At 72.8% G+C, this 14,772-nt stretch carries 12 protein-coding genes and 1 pseudogene; 11 read left to right on the top strand and 2 right to left on the bottom strand.

Translation table 11 applies throughout. The features are described 5' to 3' along the window. The first annotated feature begins 109 nt into the window (after positions 1-109). Together ENC19_RS04425 and ENC19_RS04420 are read left to right on the top strand one after the other, a co-directional pair. Entirely contained in the window at positions 110-889 is a 780-nt protein-coding gene (locus ENC19_RS04425) for an electron transfer flavoprotein subunit beta/FixA family protein (RefSeq protein ID WP_093401799.1), read from the top strand. Between the two features lie 12 nt (positions 890-901). After that, the gene (locus ENC19_RS04420) at positions 902-1,861 is read left to right on the top strand and encodes an electron transfer flavoprotein subunit alpha/FixB family protein (RefSeq protein WP_164445798.1); all 960 of its coding nucleotides are present in this window, start codon (positions 902-904) and stop codon (positions 1,859-1,861) included. Between the two features lie 102 nt (positions 1,862-1,963). Here ENC19_RS04420 and ENC19_RS04415 read toward each other — a convergent pair whose 3' ends face one another. Both ENC19_RS04415 and ENC19_RS04410 read right to left on the bottom strand, forming a co-directional pair. Continuing rightward, positions 1,964-2,719 (bottom strand): anti-sigma factor domain-containing protein, encoded by a 756-nt coding sequence (locus ENC19_RS04415; protein WP_164445797.1) that lies wholly within the window; start codon positions 2,717-2,719, stop codon positions 1,964-1,966. Next, positions 2,673-3,275 carry an RNA polymerase sigma factor gene (locus ENC19_RS04410; protein WP_164445996.1) on the bottom strand — a complete coding sequence of 201 codons (603 nt, stop codon included), beginning with the start codon at positions 3,273-3,275 and terminating at the stop codon, positions 2,673-2,675. The genes ENC19_RS04415 and ENC19_RS04410 overlap by 47 nt, the downstream gene beginning before the upstream one ends. A gap of 230 nt (positions 3,276-3,505) precedes the next feature. Here ENC19_RS04410 and ENC19_RS04405 point away from each other — a divergent pair, with 230 nt between their 5' ends. The 9 genes and pseudogenes from ENC19_RS04405 to ENC19_RS04365 all read left to right on the top strand — a co-directional run bounded on the left by ENC19_RS04405 (position 3,506) and on the right by ENC19_RS04365 (position 14,767). Then, positions 3,506-4,336 carry a DUF4397 domain-containing protein gene (locus tag ENC19_RS04405; protein WP_164445796.1) on the top strand — a complete coding sequence of 277 codons (831 nt, stop codon included), beginning with the start codon at positions 3,506-3,508 and terminating at the stop codon, positions 4,334-4,336. Then, positions 4,333-4,982 (top strand): annotated as a pseudogene (locus ENC19_RS04400) (class F sortase). The gene ENC19_RS04405 and the pseudogene ENC19_RS04400 overlap by 4 nt, the downstream one beginning before the upstream one ends. A gap of 60 nt (positions 4,983-5,042) precedes the next feature. Beyond that, on the top strand, positions 5,043-6,218 hold the full coding sequence (locus tag ENC19_RS04395) for a cysteine desulfurase family protein (RefSeq protein ID WP_164445795.1): 1,176 nt from the start codon (positions 5,043-5,045) through the stop codon (positions 6,216-6,218). 48 nt (positions 6,219-6,266) lie between these two features. Further along, positions 6,267-7,340 carry a tRNA 2-thiouridine(34) synthase MnmA gene (gene mnmA, locus ENC19_RS04390; protein WP_164445794.1) on the top strand — a complete coding sequence of 358 codons (1,074 nt, stop codon included), beginning with the start codon at positions 6,267-6,269 and terminating at the stop codon, positions 7,338-7,340. A 139-nt stretch (positions 7,341-7,479) separates the two neighbouring features. Continuing rightward, entirely contained in the window at positions 7,480-8,478 is a 999-nt protein-coding gene (locus ENC19_RS04385) for a methionine synthase (RefSeq protein ID WP_164445793.1), read from the top strand. Between the two features lie 36 nt (positions 8,479-8,514). After that, positions 8,515-8,883, top strand: coding sequence for a VOC family protein (locus ENC19_RS04380; RefSeq protein ID WP_208020799.1), 369 nt, complete (start codon positions 8,515-8,517; stop codon positions 8,881-8,883). 102 nt (positions 8,884-8,985) lie between these two features. Next, entirely contained in the window at positions 8,986-10,011 is a 1,026-nt protein-coding gene (locus ENC19_RS04375; RefSeq protein WP_164445791.1) for an ADP-ribosylglycohydrolase family protein, read from the top strand. 42 nt (positions 10,012-10,053) lie between these two features. Continuing rightward, entirely contained in the window at positions 10,054-12,186 is a 2,133-nt protein-coding gene (ligA, locus tag ENC19_RS04370; protein ID WP_164445790.1) for an NAD-dependent DNA ligase LigA, read from the top strand. Between the two features lie 145 nt (positions 12,187-12,331). Continuing rightward, positions 12,332-14,767: a putative bifunctional diguanylate cyclase/phosphodiesterase gene (locus ENC19_RS04365; protein WP_164445789.1), complete on the top strand. Its 2,436-nt coding sequence runs from the start codon at positions 12,332-12,334 to the stop codon at positions 14,765-14,767. Positions 14,768-14,772: the final 5 nt, after the last annotated feature.

Genomic DNA, 14,772 nt, shown 5'->3' with positions numbered 1-14,772 from the left:
AACCGCACAACAGCCCATGGTTGACCGGACGGCACCGCACGCGCGAGGCTGCGCCCAGATCTGGGGCGAAAAGATCACATAACCACAGCAGGAGGGTCGTCGAAGCGCGATGAACATCGTCGTACTCGTCAAGCAGGTGCCCGATTCGGGCGCGGACCGCAACCTGCGTACTGACGACAACACTGTCGACCGCGGTTCGGCGAACAACGTCATCAACGAGATGGACGAGTACGCCATCGAGGAGGCGTTGAAGATCAAGGAGGCGCACGGCGGCGAGGTGACCATCCTGACCATGGGTCCGGACCGGGCGACCGAGTCGATCCGCAAGGCGCTGTCGATGGGCCCGGACAAGGCGGTGCACGTGGTGGACGACGCCCTGCACGGCTCCTGCGCCGTCGCCACCTCGAAGGTGCTCGCCGCCGCACTGGGGCAGCTCAACGCCGACCTGGTGCTCTGCGGCTCGGAGTCGACCGACGGGCGGGTGCAGGTGATGCCGCACATGCTCGCCGAGCGGCTGGGGATCGCGGCGCTGACCGGTGCGCGCAAGCTCACCGTCGACGGGGCCACGCTCACCGTGGAGCGGCAGACCGAGGAGGGCTACGAGGTGGTCACCGCCTCGACCCCGGCCATCGTCTCCGTGTGGGACACCATCAACGAGCCCCGGTACCCGTCGTTCAAGGGCATCATGGCCGCCAAGAAGAAGCCGGTGCAGACGCTGTCCCTGGCCGACCTGGGCGTAGCCGCGAACGAGGTCGGCTTCGACGGGGCGACAAGCGCCGTGGTGGAGCACAGCAAGCGCCCGCCGCGTTCGGGTGGCGTCAAGGTCACCGACGAGGGCTCCGGCGGCACGCAGCTCGTCGAGTTCCTCGCCACCGAGAAGTTCGTGTGAGGGGTGTAGGACATGTCTGAGGTTCTCGTCGTCGTCGAAGCCACCGCGGAGTTCGGCGTCAAGAAGGTCACCCTGGAGATGCTCACCCTCGCCCGGGAGCTGGGCAGCCCGTCGGCGGTGGTGCTCGGCGGCGCCGGTGCGGCCGAGGCTCTCGCCGGCAAACTGGGCGAGTACGGCGCGGAGAAGATCTACGCGGCCGAGGGTGACGAGATCGACGGCTACCTGGTGGCGCCGAAGGCCACCGTGGTCGCCGACCTGGTCAAGCGGGTGCAGCCGGCCGCCGTGCTGCTCGCCTCCTCCCAGGAGGGCAAGGAGATCGCCGCCCGGCTGGCGGTCAAGCTGGACAACGGCATCCTGACCGACGTGGTGGGCCTGTCCGCCGACGGCACCGCCACCCAGGTGGCCTTCGCCGGGTCGACGATCGTGAAGTCCAAGGTCACCCGAGGGCTGCCGCTGGTCACCGTCCGACCGAACTCGGTGAACCCGACGCCGGCTGCGGCCAGCGCCTCGGTCGAGCAGCTCACCGTCGCGGTCACCGACAGCGACAAGCTGGCCAAGGTCGTCGACCGGGTGGCCGAGCAGAAGGGTTCCCGCCCCGAGCTGACCGAGGCCGGCGTGGTCGTCTCCGGTGGTCGCGGTGTCGGCAACGCGGACAACTTCAAGCTGGTCGAGGAGCTGGCCGACCTGCTCGGCGGTGCCGTCGGTGCCTCCCGGGCCGCGGTCGACTCCGGCTTCTACCCGCACCAGTTCCAGGTGGGCCAGACCGGCAAGACGGTCTCCCCGCAGCTCTACGTCGCGCTGGGCATCTCCGGTGCGATCCAGCACCGGGCCGGCATGCAGACCTCGAAGACGATCGTCGCGGTCAACAAGGACGGCGAGGCGCCGATCTTCGAGCTGGCCGACTTCGGCGTGGTCGGTGACCTGTTCAAGATCGTGCCGCAGGCCGCCGAGGAGATCCGCAAGCGCAAGTGAGTCGTACCCACACAGCCGCCGCCCGCAGTTGCGGGCGGCGGCTGTGTCGTCGGTGCACGAGGGAGCTGATCGGCGGGCCGGGGAGCTGAACCGGCCCGCCGATCAGCCCGTCAGGGAGCCCCGCAGGAGGCTGTCGCCGGAGTGGGCGGTGTTGTTGTCGAACTCCTCGGCCGAGACGTCGACGACCGAGTACTGCCCCAGGTCCACGTTCGGCGGCAACGGCAGCAGCACGTCGGAGCCGTCGCCGAGCACACCGACCGAGAACATCTCCATGTTCTGCGGGTTGATGAGCCAGACCTCGTAATACCCCGGTACGGCCGGGAGATTCGTCACGTGCAGGTGCAACTCGCCGCTGCCCAGCACCCGCGCGTCACCACGGGCCGTCGGCGGAGTCGAACCGTACGCCGCCAGGGGAGCACTGGCCAGCACCGTCGGCTCGGCGGGCGTACCGTCGCGCAGCACGGCGGCAGTGCCGATCACCGCGACGGTGGCGGCGGCGACCGCCGTGACCGCCGTGGTGGCCAGCCGGGACCAGCGTCCCCGCCGTGACCGGCGAGGCACCGGCGGGGGAGTGCCGGTGGTGACCGGATCCGTCACGTCCGGCCGCTGCCGGTCGGCGAGGCGGGGCAGTTCCTCCGCCGCGGTGATCTCGGCCATGATGCCCTGCCAGACGTGCTCCGGCGGGTCGGGCAGATCACGCAGTTCCTGGCCGGCGGCACCGAGGCCGGCGACGTGGCGCAGGCTGTCCAGCTCGGCCCGGCAGTGCGGGCAGGCGTCGAGATGGGTGCGGTCGGAGACGTCCACCTCACTCTCACCGAGCGCCAGAAATACCAGCCGGTCGTGCTCCAGGTGCTGCACCGTCCACCTCCCATCTGCGCTTCAGACTTGCCATGCCCCGCCGGATGTGACTCTTGACCGTGCCGAGCGGCACTCCGGTCATCGTCGCGATCTGCTGGTGGGTCAGGTCGTCGAAGAAGGCCAATTCCAGCATGCGCCGCTGTTCGTCCGGCAGCCGCGCCAGTTCGTCGGCCACCACCAGCCGGTCGACCACGGTGTCCGGGTCAGTGCCGGCCGGCGCCGGCTCGGGCAGTTGGCGCACGGTGTCGACCACCCGGTTCTCCCGGGCGGCGGACCTGAGCCGGTCGATCACCTTGCGCCGGCCGATGCCGAGCAACCAGCCGACAAGCGAGCCCTTCGCCGGGTCGAAGGTCTCCCGGCCGAGCCAGGCGGCGACGAACGTGGCCTGGGTCGCGTCCTCCGCGTCGCTGCGGTTGACAAGCGTGCTGGTGGCCAGGTGGAGAACGGCCCGACCGTAACGGTCGTACGCCTCACGCAGCGCAAGCTCGTCGCCGGCCCGGAACCGGTGGGCCAGCTCGTCCTCGGGTGTGCCCGGTTGCTGCCGGATCCCGGTCACGGGACGGTTCGCCTGGTTGGGGGCATGCCCGACTGTAGCTCGCACCGGCGCCGTCCCCTCTGTCAGCCCAGCGTCTTGTCGACCTCCCTACGTCGGGGCGGTGCCCGACGGATGCGGTTGCCGCCGGAAAAAGAAAGTCGCCGCCGCCCGCATCCGGGCGGCGAGCTGTCGGCGTAACTCGGGGTGCACAGCAAGCATGACGAAGTGGCACGAAACATCAGGAGGCAGACATGCAGTTCGCGTACCTTCGTCGCGTCGCCGCGGGTGGTGCGGTCGCCGCGCTGACCTTCGTCGGCGCCGGCATCGCGACGGCGACCCCGGCGTACGCCGCCGACTCGAAGGTCTCCGTCGTGCACGGCATCCCGGACACCCCGGTCGACGTCTACGTCAACGGGGAAAAGACCCTGGAGAACTTCGAGCCCGGTGACGTGGCCGGTCCGTTGGACCTGCCAGAGGGGCAGTACGACCTCGCGCTGACCAGGCCGGGTGAGCCGATCGGCGAGGCCATCCTCACCGCCGACGACGCCGAGGTGCCCGGTGGGGCGAACATCAGCATCGCCGCCCACCTCAACGCCGACGGCGAGCCGACCATCACCCCCTTCGTCAACGACACCGCGAAGGTCGACGCCGGCAAGGCCCGGCTGATCGTCCGGCACACCGCCGCCGCGCCGGCCGTGGACGTGCGGGCCGGCGGCAGCCCGGTCTTCGAGGGCCTGACCAACCCGAACGAGGCCAAGGGCGACGTGGACGCCGGCAGCGTCTCGGCGGACGTGGTACTCGCCGGCACCGACACCGTGGTGATCGGGCCGGCCGACCTCAACCTGCGCGAGGGCACGGCGACGATCGTCTACGCCATCGGCTCCGCCGAGGCGGAGAACCTCTCCGTCGTCGCGCAGACCATCGACGGCCTGCACTCGGCACCGTCCGGCGTGCCGAGCGGCACGGGCGGGCAGGCCGACACCGGTCTCGGCACCTGGTGGTACGCCCTGGCGGGCACCGGGCTCCTGCTGCTGGTCGCGGGTGGGGCGCGGGCGGCTGTCGTCCGGTCGGGTCGCCGGTGACCGTCGGCAACCGTGCGGCGCTGGCGGCGGTGGCCGCCGGCGCCGCCGCGCTCGCCGTCGCGGCGGTCGTGGCGGTCGTGTCCCGGCCGGCGGGAAGTGTCGGCACCGAGCAGGCCGCCGCCCTGGCCAGCCCCACTGCGGCGCGCACCGGACCGGCCGTGGCGGTGGCCCCGGCGCGCTGCCGGACGACGCCGAACCGGTGCGCCCGGTCCGGCTGCGCATCCCCGCGATCGGGGTCACCGCGCGGGTCGACCCGGTCGGCGTCGACGAGCGCACCCAGGAGTTCGACGTGCCGCCAAGCGTCGACGAGATCGGCTGGTACCGCTACGGCCCCGGGCTGGAGGCCGAGTCCGGCTCGGTGGTGATCGCCGGGCACGTCGACAGCGCCGATCAGGGCAGGGGTGCCTTCTACCGGCTGCGGGAACTGACACCGGGGGACACCGTGACGGCCACCGGCGAGGACGGGACCGAGCGGACCTACCGGGTGGTGGCCCGGGAGGAATACGACAAGACGAAGATTCCGCTGGAGCGGTACTTCGCTCGCGACGGGCGTCCCCGCCTGACCCTCATCACCTGTGGCGGGCCGTTCGACGCCGAGGCTCGCCGCTACCGGGACAACATCGTGGTGACCGCGTCACCGGTTTGACGTCCCGTCAGGCAATCCGGTCTGCGGTCGGCACCGGAGTGGTCGTTAGGCTGAATCGTGATGGCTTACCTGGATCATGCCGCGACCACTCCGATGCTCGACGAGGCATTGGAGGCGTACGTCGCGACCGCCCGCGAGGTCGGCAACGCGTCTTCCCTGCACGCGTCCGGCCGGCGCGCCCGTCGGCGGGTGGAGGAGTCGCGGGAGCGGGTGGCCGCCGCGCTGGGGGCCCGGCCGTCTGAGGTGATCTTCACCGGTGGTGGTACCGAGAGTGACAACCTCGCGGTGAAGGGCATCTTCTGGGCGCGCCGGGCCGCCGCAGCCGGGCGGCGCCGGGTGATCTCCAGTGCCGTCGAACACCACGCCGTGCTCGACGCGGTGGAGTGGCTGGACCGGCACGAGGGCGCCGAGGTGGGCTTGCTGCCAGTCGACGGGTCCGGCCGGTTGCACCCGGACGTACTCCGCACCGAGCTGGCCGAACACGGCGACCGGGCGGCGCTGGTCACCGCGATGTGGGCCAACAACGAGGTCGGCACCGTCCAGCGGATCGCTGAGCTGGCCGCCGTGGCCGCCGAGTACGGGGTGCCGTTCCACACCGACGCCATCCAGGCGGTCGGGCAGGTGCCCGTCGACTTCGCCGCCAGCGGCGTCGCCGCGCTCACCGTGACCGGTCACAAGCTCGGCGGCCCGGTCGGCGTCGGCGCGTTGCTGCTCGGCCGGGACGTGGCGGCGGTACCGCTGCTGCACGGTGGTGGACAGGAACGGGACGTGCGTTCCGGCACGCTCGACGCGGCCGGCATCGTCGCCTTCGCGGTCGCCGTCGAAGCGGCCGTCAAGGGCCAGCAGGAGTACGCGGCCGGGTTGGCCGCGCTCCGTGACGACCTGGTGCGGCGGGTCCGTCAGGCGGTCCCCGAGGTGGTCTTCAACGGCGACCCGACCGACCGGCTGCCCGGCAACGCGCACTTCTCCTTTCCCGGCTGCGAGGGGGACGCGCTGCTGCTCCTGCTGGACGCCCAGGGCATCGCCTGTTCGACCGGCTCGGCCTGCTCCGCCGGGGTGGCGCAGCCCTCCCACGTGCTGCTGGCGATGGGCGCGGACGACGACCGGGCCCGCTCGTCACTGCGCTTCTCCCTCGGCCACACCAGCACGACCGAGGACATCGACGCGCTCATCGCCGCTCTCCCGGGGGCCGTGGAACGGGCCCGGCGGGCGGCGGCACCGCGTACGCCCCGCTGAGCCGGTGCCGGGCGGGGATAGGCTCGGTGGGAAGGGAGAGTGGTCCGGGTGAGGGTGTTGGCGGCGATGTCCGGCGGCGTGGATTCCGCCGTGGCGGCGGCGCGGGCGGTGCAGGCCGGGCATGACGTGACCGGTGTGCACCTGGCGTTGGCGCGCAACCCGCAGACCTACCGCACGGGGGCCCGGGGCTGCTGCACGCTGGAGGACTCGCGGGATGCCCGGCGGGCCGCCGACGTGCTCGGCATCCCGTTCTACGTCTGGGACATGGCCGACCGCTTCCACGCCGATGTGGTGGACGACTTCGTCGCCGAGTACGCGGCCGGGCGTACCCCCAACCCGTGCCTGCGCTGCAACGAGAAGATCAAGTTCGCCGCGGTGCTGGACCGGGCGGTGGCCCTGGGGTTCGACGCGGTGGTCACCGGGCACCACGCCCGGCTCGGCTCCGACGGACTGCTGCGCCGCAGCGTCGACGCGGCCAAGGACCAGTCGTACGTGCTGGGCGTGCTCACCCGCGAGCAGTTGGACCGCTCGATGTTCCCGCTGGGCGACTCGACGAAGGCGCAGGTCCGGCAGGAGGCCGCCGAGCGCGGGCTCGCCGTCGCCGACAAGCCGGACTCGCACGACATCTGCTTCATCGCCGACGGTGACACCCGGGGTTTCCTGGCCCAGCGCCTCGGCGAGGCCCCCGGCGACGTGGTCGACGCCACCACCGGTGCGGTGGTGGGGCAGCACGCCGGTGCGTACGCGTACACCGTCGGCCAGCGGCGCGGTCTGCATCTGGACCGGCCGGCCCCGGACGGCCGGCCCCGCTACGTGCTCTCCATCACGCCGAAGACGAACACCGTCACCGTCGGCCCGGCGGAGGCGCTGGAGGTCACCACGGTGCGGGCCACCCGCCCGGTCTGGACCGGTGGGCCGCGACCCGACGGCCCGATCGAGTGCGAGGTGCAGTTGCGCGCCCACGGCGTGGTGGTGCCCGCCGCCGTCACGGTCGACGCCGACACCCTCCACGCCGACCTGCGCCGCCCGGTGCGCGGCGTCGCCGCCGGCCAGGCCATCGTCGCCTACCGCCCCGATCCGGCCGGCGACATCGTGCTCGGCTCCGCCACCATCACCGACTGACCGCCCCGCCGGCCCTCGCCCCCGGTGGAGTATCGGTCGCGGCCTGCGGCATGTCGGGCCATCACGGCGACGGGAAGGCCCGACATGCCGCAAGCCGTGACCTCGATGCGGGCCGGATCGCGGGAGGTACCCTGCGGCGGTGAGTGATCAGGGGCTGCCGTGGGGAGTGGGCTCGGCGACGGGGCTGGGGTCGTTGCCGGGTACCGACATCGCCGAGGCGCAACGGATCGTCCTCGGTGAGCTGCCCGCCCTGCCTCATCTGCCGGAGCTGCCGGCCCGGGGGCCGGGTGCGGACATGATCGGGCGCACCGGCGGTCTGCTGGTGGAGTTGCCGATCGAGCTGTACGCGGCGCGGTGGCGAGTGGCTCCGCGTCCCGGCCGCGACCTGCGCCGGGCCCGTGACCTGATGGAACGCGACCTGGACCAGCTCGCCGAGCAGGCCGAGGAGTACGCCGGGCCACTCAAGATCCAGGCGGCCGGACCGCTGACCCTGGCCGCCTCGATCGAGCTGCCGATCGGCGGTCGGATGCTGCGCGACCCCGGCGCGCTGCGGGACCTGGCCGGCTCGCTGGCCGAAGGGCTGCGTGGCCACGTCGAGGCGGTGACCCGCCGGCTGCCGCGCGCCTCGGTGCTGCTGCAACTGGACGAGCCGGGCCTGCCGGCGGTGCTGGCCGGCCGCGTCCCCACCGAGAGCGGCCTCGGCGCCTACCGGGCGGTGGAGTCGGGTGACGCCCGTGCGTTGCTGGGCACGGTGATCGGGGCGGTCGGGGTGCCGACCGTGGTGCACTGCTGCGCCCCGGACGTGCCGCTGGACCTGCTCCGCTCCACCGGAGCGGTCGGTGTCGCACTCGACCTGAGCCTGCTCACCGACCTCGACCCGCTCGGCGAGGCGCTCGACGCCGGCTTCGGACTGCTGGCCGGTGCCGCGCCGACGACGCCGAGCGGTCGCGCACCGACCTCCGCCGACCTGGCCGACCGGGTACGCACCCTCTGGGACCGCCTCGGGTTTCCGCGCCGCCGGCTCGCCGAGCAGGTGGTGGTGACCCCCGCCTGTGGCCTGGCCGGTGCCGATGCCGCATACGCTCGGGCGGTTCTGGCCGCCTGTCGGGACGCCGGCCGCCGGCTGTCCGAGGAGTGAGGTTTTCCGTCGTACCCACCGGGCACGATGCTCGCCATGATTGGACAGCTGCGTTCGACGGTGATCGATTGTCCCGACCCACGCGCGTTGGCCGGCTTCTACTCGGAGCTGCTCGGCCTGCCGCTGATCGGGGACAACTCCGACGATGACGAGTGGGTGGTGCTCGGCGGGCCGCCCGGCCACCAACCCCGGCTGGCCTTCCAGCGGGCCCTCGACCTGCGCCCGCCGGCCTGGCCGGATCCGGAGCGGCCCCAGCAGTTCCACCTCGACGTGACGGTCGACGACATCGAGACGGCGGAGCAGGCGGCCCTGGCCCTGGGCGCCCGCCGGCTACCCGGCGAGGGCGAGGGCTTCCGGGTCTACGCCGACCCGGCCGGACACCCCTTCTGCCTCTGCTGGGACTGACCGCCCGGCCTGCCGGTGCCGGCCTCGGCCGGGCCGGCAGGCCGACCGTGGGGTCCGACCGGGCGCTGCGCGGACTTGCGGGCGGCGGGCATCATCACGGTCATGATCAGCCTTGCGCCGCAGCGCGTCGCCGGTTCGCTCTTCGGGCTCGCCTTCGGTGACGCCCTCGGCAAGCCCACCGAGTTCCTCACCGTCGCCGAGATCGACAGGCGCTACGGGACCACCGGTCCGCGTGAGCTGGTCGGTGATCCGGCGCTGGTCACCGACGACACCCAGATGGCGTTGGCGGTGGGTTGGGCGCTGCACGACGCGCCGGCGTACGCCGCCGAGGCGGTGGAGCCGCTGCTGCGCCGCCGGTTCCTGGACTGGGCGGCCAGCCCGGACAACAACCGTGCGCCGGGGATGACCTGCCTGCGGGCCTGCGCCGAACTGTCCCGGGGCCTGCCCTGGCAGCAGGCCACCGAGGCCGGCTCGAAGGGGTGTGGCGCGAACATGCGGGTCACCCCGGTCGGGCTGCTCGACGTCGACCTGGACACCCTGGCCGGGCTGGCCCAGCTCCAGGCCGGCCTGACCCACGGACACCCGACCGGGCTGGCGGCGAGCGAGCTGACCGCGTACGCCGTGCGGCTGCTCGTCGACGGTGCTCCGCTGACCGACCTTCCTGGCCTGCTCACCGCCCGGGCTCGGCAGCAGCGCACGGTCTACCGGGCCGACTGGCTCGGTGAGCTGTGGCAACGGCCGGGCGAGCGGACGCCGCAGGAGTTCATCGCCCGTGGCTGGGACGAGTGCCTCCTGGCGCTGGGCCGACTCGACGCGGCCCTGGCCGCCCCGGACGACGGCGACGATCCGTGTCGCGTCACCGGTGCGGGCTGGATCGCGGAGGAGGCGCTCACGGCGGCCCTGTACTGCGCACTCCGGCATCCGGACGCCCCGGTCGACGCGCTGGCCCGGGGTGCGCGGAGCGCCGGAGACTCCGATTCGATAGCCGCCCTCGCCGGCGCCTTCGTCGGCGCGGCCAACGGGATGGCCGGCTGGCCGGCGGACTGGGCCGGCCGGATCGAGTACGCCGATCAACTCGCCGCGCTGGCCGCACGATTGTCCCACCCGGGGGATACCGTGCGGGGGTAGCACGATCACGGGAGGTCGACAGCGGTGTCCGGAGGCGGCAGGGTGTCCGAGGAAGCGGTTCCCCAGCAGGTCGATGCGGCGCATGAGGCCGCCGGTCCCGAGCCGACGCCGCAGGCGCGGGAGCGGCACACCACGCTCAGCCAGGAACTGACCGAGCACCAGTACCGCTACTACGTGCTCGACGCCCCGACCGTCTCCGACGCCGACTTCGACCGTCAGCTGCGCGAGCTGGAGGCGCTGGAGGCGGAGTTCCCGGCGCTGCGCACCCCGGATTCACCGACCCAGCGGGTCGGCGGCACGTTCTCCACCGACTTCACCCCGGTCGCGCACGCCGAACGGATGATGTCGTTGGACAACGCCTTCGCCGACGAGGAACTGGCCGCCTGGGCGGAGCGGGTCGAGCGGGACGCCGGTGGTCCGGCACCTTATCTGTGCGAGCTGAAGGTCGACGGGCTGGCGATCAACCTCACCTACGAAGGTGGCCGGCTGGTCCGCGCGGCCACCCGCGGCGACGGCCGCACCGGCGAGGACGTCACCGCGAACGTACGCAGCATCCGGGACGTGCCGGGTCGGCTGACCGACTCGGCGGAGTTCGGACCGGCCCCCGAGTTCATCGAGGTGCGGGGCGAGATCTACTTTCCGGTGGCCGCGTTCGCCGATCTCAACGCCGGTCTGGTCGAGCAGGGCAAGGCGCCCTTCGCCAACCCGCGCAACGCCGCGGCCGGCAGCCTGCGGCAGAAGGATCCACGGATCACCGCCTCCCGCCCGCTGCGACTGGTGGTGCACGGCATCGGCGCCCGCCGCGGCTTCCAGCCGGCCACCCAGTCCGAGTCGTACGCGGCGTTGCAGGGCTGGGGGCTGCCCACCAGCGACCGCTGGCGGGTGGTGCCCGACCTGGCGGGCGTCCGGGACTACATCGCGCACTACGCGGCGCACCGGCACGACGTCGAGCACGAGATCGACGGCGTGGTGGTGAAGGTCGACCCGGTGCCCATCCAGGGACGGCTGGGTTCGACCAGCCGGGCGCCACGCTGGGCGATCGCCTTCAAGTATCCGCCGGAGGAGGTCAACACCACCCTGCTCGACATCGAGGTCGAGGTCGGGCGGACCGGTCGGGTCACGCCCCGGGCGGTGCTCCAGCCGGTCCGGGTGGCCGGCTCCACCGTCGAGTACGCGACCCTGCACAACGCCCGCGAGGTCGAGCGCAAGGGAGTCCTGATCGGCGACACGGTGGTGATCCGCAAGGCCGGCGACGTGATCCCCGAGGTGCTCGGTCCGGTGGTCGACCTGCGTCCGCCGGACGCCCGACCGTTCGTCATGCCGACCACCTGCCCGGCCTGCGGGACGCCGCTCGCGCCCGCCAAGGAGGGCGACGTCGACATCCGGTGCCCCAACTCGCGCAGTTGCCCCGCGCAGCTGCGGGAGCGGGTGTTCCACCTGGCCGGGCGGGGCGCCTTCGACATCGAGGCACTCGGCTACAAGAGCGGCGCCGCGCTGCTCGACGCGCAGATCATCACCGACGAGGGCGACCTCTTCTCGCTCGACGCCGAGCGGCTGGCCCGTGCGCCGTTCTTCGTCAACAAGGACGGCAGCCTCGGCAGCAACGCCGTCAAGCTGCTCGACAACCTCGCCACGGCCCGGGAGCGCGACCTGTGGCGGGTGCTGGTGGCCCTGTCGATCCGGCACGTCGGGCCGACCGCCGCGCAGGCGTTGGCCCGACACTTCCGGTCCATCGAGGCGGTCGACCGGGCCACCGAGGAGGAACTCTCCTCAGTCGACGGTGTCGGCCCGACCATCGCCGCCAGCATCCGCGAGTGGTTCGCCGTCGACTGGCACCGTGAGGTGGTCCGCAAGTGGGCCGACGCGGGCGTCCGGATGGCGGAGGAGGCGGTGCAGGAGGGGCCACGTCCGCTGGAGGGGGTGACCGTGGTGGTGACCGGCACCCTCGGCGGCTTCTCACGGGACCAGGCGGCGGAGGCGATCCAGTCCCGGGGCGGCAAGGTCAGCGCATCGGTGTCGAAGAAGACCGGCTTCGTGGTGGTCGGCGACAACCCCGGCTCCAAGGCGGACAAGGCGGCGAGCCTGAAGGTGCCCGTGCTCGACGAGGAGGGCTTCGAGGTGCTCCTCGACGCCGGCCCCGAGGCGGCCCGGCAGGTGGCCCGGGTCGAGGAGTGACGATCTTTACGGCACTGTGCCGGATACCAACTTAATTACGACTACGACCGGTTCGTGACTGTCGCGCCGGGTAAGGGGGCGGTCAGGGCGTTTCATTGGGGTACGGCGCGTGGGACCACGGGCCGGTCTCGTGCCGGGAGGTGTGATGGAGTCGCCCGATCCGCGCAACCTCGTCCCGCCCGGGCGAACCGCGCAGTTCTCCACCTTCGTCACGGCCGTACTCGCGGTGGCCGTGCTCGTCTCGGCCAGCGGCCTGGTGTCGTTCGTTTCGACCCTGCCCGACCTGCCGGCGGCGTTCTGGACGATGGCGGTGCTCGCCGTGGCCTGCGACGCGCGGCCCTTCCTGCCGCCCGGCCGGGGGCAGTCCTCCTCGGCCGTCTTCCCCTCGACCTGCTTCACCTTTGCGATCCTGCTCGGCTGGGGGCTCGGCCCCGCGGTCGCGGTGCAGGCGGTCGCCGTGGTGGTGTCCGGGATCCGGATGCGGCACGCGCCCTGGCGGACGGCCTTCAACGCGGGGCAGTACGCCTGCTCGCTGGCGGCGGCGTACGCGATCACCCGGCTCGGCCCCGGCGGCATCTACGACGGTGCGGCGCTGGGCTGGACCGACATCGCCGCGATCGGCGGCGCCGGAGTCGCCTGGTTCGCGGTCAACTACGGGCTGGTCACCACGGCGGTGCGCCTGCGCTTCGGGGAGCGGTGGTGGCCCAACGCGTGGCACGGCCTGCCCTTCGAGCTGCTCTCCACCGGGTCGTTGCTGCTGCTCGCGCCGGTTCTGGTCACCGCCGCCAGGGCCAGTGCCGCCCTGGTGCCGCTGGTGCTGGTGCCGCTGTTCGCGGTCTACCGGATGGCCCGGCTCACCGTGGAGCAGCACCAGTTGGCCGCACTCGACCCGCTCACCGGCCTGCCCAACCGCAAGGCCCTGCTGGCGGAGGTCAACGAACAGGTGCACCGGCACGCGGAGCGCGCCGCCCGCGGCGAGGCCGCGACGCGCCTCGCCCTGCTGCTCATCGACCTGGACCGGTTCAAGAACGTCAACGACGCGCTCGGCCACGCGGTCGGCGACCGGCTGCTGGTGGAGGTGAGCGCCCGGCTGACCGGCGTGGTCGCGCCGCCGCAGATGGTCGCCCGGCTCGGCGGTGACGAGTTCGCGATCGTGATGACCGGGCTCACCGAGGTCGGCGAGGCCCGCTCGCTGGCCGACCAGGTCGTCCAGGCGCTCGCCGAACCGGTGCCGCTGGACGGGCTGCCGCTGGACGTCGGCGGGTCCATCGGCATCGCCCTGTTTCCGGAGCACGGCGAGGACTTCGCCACCCTGATGCGGCACGCGGACGTGGCGATGTACGACGCGAAGCACCGCAACGACACCGTCGCCGTCTACACCGCCGAGTCCGACCACAACTCCGCCGAGCGGTTGGGGCTGCTGGCCGACCTGCGCCGGGTGCTGGAGGTCGGTGCGTCGGGGCGGAACGACGGCTCCGCGCCGGCCGACCTGACCGCCGCTCGCGGCGGCGACGGCGCGGTGCTGCCCACCTCCGTGCCGGAGGAGCCGGCCGGGACCCGGTGGTGGGACCGGCGGCGACGCCGCCCCCGGTTGGCACACCACGATGACGAGCTGATCGCCAGGATCATCACTGGCGCGGACCCGACCCTGCGCCGGGCGGCCCGTGACGCCGATTGGGACGCCGCGACGGCCGGCGGCGCGCTGTGGTCCGGGACGCGCGCCGGTGACCAGTCGGACCTCGGCGGTGGAGCGGAACCCACCGTCGAGGGTCGTCCCGGCGTCGAGCCGGGCACCGACGCGGGCGAGATCACGATGTACTACCAGCCGCAGGTCGCCATCGCCACCGGTGAGGTGGTCGGGGTGGAGGCGCTGCTGCGCTGGCGGCATCCGCGCCGGGGGATGGTCGACCCGGAGGAGCTGATCAGGGTCGCCGAACAGAGCGCGGTGATGCGGCTGCTCACCCGCCGGGTCGTCGACGACGTGGTGGAGCAGCTCGCCAAGTGGTCGGCGGCCGGCCTCGGACTGCGGGCGGCGTTGAACGTCAGCGTGCGGGACCTGCACACCGGTGAGATCGCCGACCAGATCGCCGACCGGCTCGGCCGCTACGGGGTGGCACCGGAGCGGCTGCAACTGGAGATCACCGAGGGTGCGCTGATGGCCGACCCACGTCGGGTGCTGACCACCATCACCCGGCTGCACCGGATCGGGGTGGGTATCGCGCTCGACGATTTCGGCACCGGTTACTCGTCCCTCCAGCACCTGCGCCGTCTGCCGCTGTCGGAGGTGAAGGTGGACCGCTCGTTCGTCCTCGGCATGGCCGAGGACGCCGACGACGCGGCGATCGTCCGCTCCACCATCGAACTGGCCAAGGCGCTGGGGCTGCGGGTGGTGGCCGAGGGCGTGGAGGACGAGCGGACCTGGCGGATGCTGCACGCGGCCGGCTGCGACGCCGCCCAGGGCTGGTTCTACGCCCGGCCGATGCCGGCGGAGGAGTTGGCCGCCTGGCTGGCCCGGTACCGTCCGCTACGCCCGCTCGGCGGCCACGACGAGGCGGACATCCCCCGCCGGCACGCCCGCTGATCCGG

The organism is Verrucosispora sioxanthis (assembly GCF_010560025.1).
GTDB lineage: Bacteria > Actinomycetota > Actinomycetes > Mycobacteriales > Micromonosporaceae > Micromonospora > Micromonospora palythoicola.
The sequence above is the reverse complement of the archived record's forward strand: the minus strand, read 5'-3'. Positions and strand labels throughout refer to the sequence as shown.

Coding starts and splice junctions, on each gene's coding strand:
- ENC19_RS04425 (WP_093401799.1), top strand. CDS start 110: ATGAACATCGTCGTACTCGTCAAGCAGGTGCCCGATTCGGGCGCGGAC.
- ENC19_RS04420 (WP_164445798.1), top strand. CDS start 902: ATGTCTGAGGTTCTCGTCGTCGTCGAAGCCACCGCGGAGTTCGGCGTC.
- ENC19_RS04405 (WP_164445796.1), top strand. CDS start 3,506: ATGCAGTTCGCGTACCTTCGTCGCGTCGCCGCGGGTGGTGCGGTCGCC.
- ENC19_RS04395 (WP_164445795.1), top strand. CDS start 5,043: ATGGCTTACCTGGATCATGCCGCGACCACTCCGATGCTCGACGAGGCA.
- ENC19_RS04380 (WP_208020799.1), top strand. CDS start 8,515: ATGATTGGACAGCTGCGTTCGACGGTGATCGATTGTCCCGACCCACGC.
- ENC19_RS04375 (WP_164445791.1), top strand. CDS start 8,986: ATGATCAGCCTTGCGCCGCAGCGCGTCGCCGGTTCGCTCTTCGGGCTC.
- ENC19_RS04365 (WP_164445789.1), top strand. CDS start 12,332: ATGGAGTCGCCCGATCCGCGCAACCTCGTCCCGCCCGGGCGAACCGCG.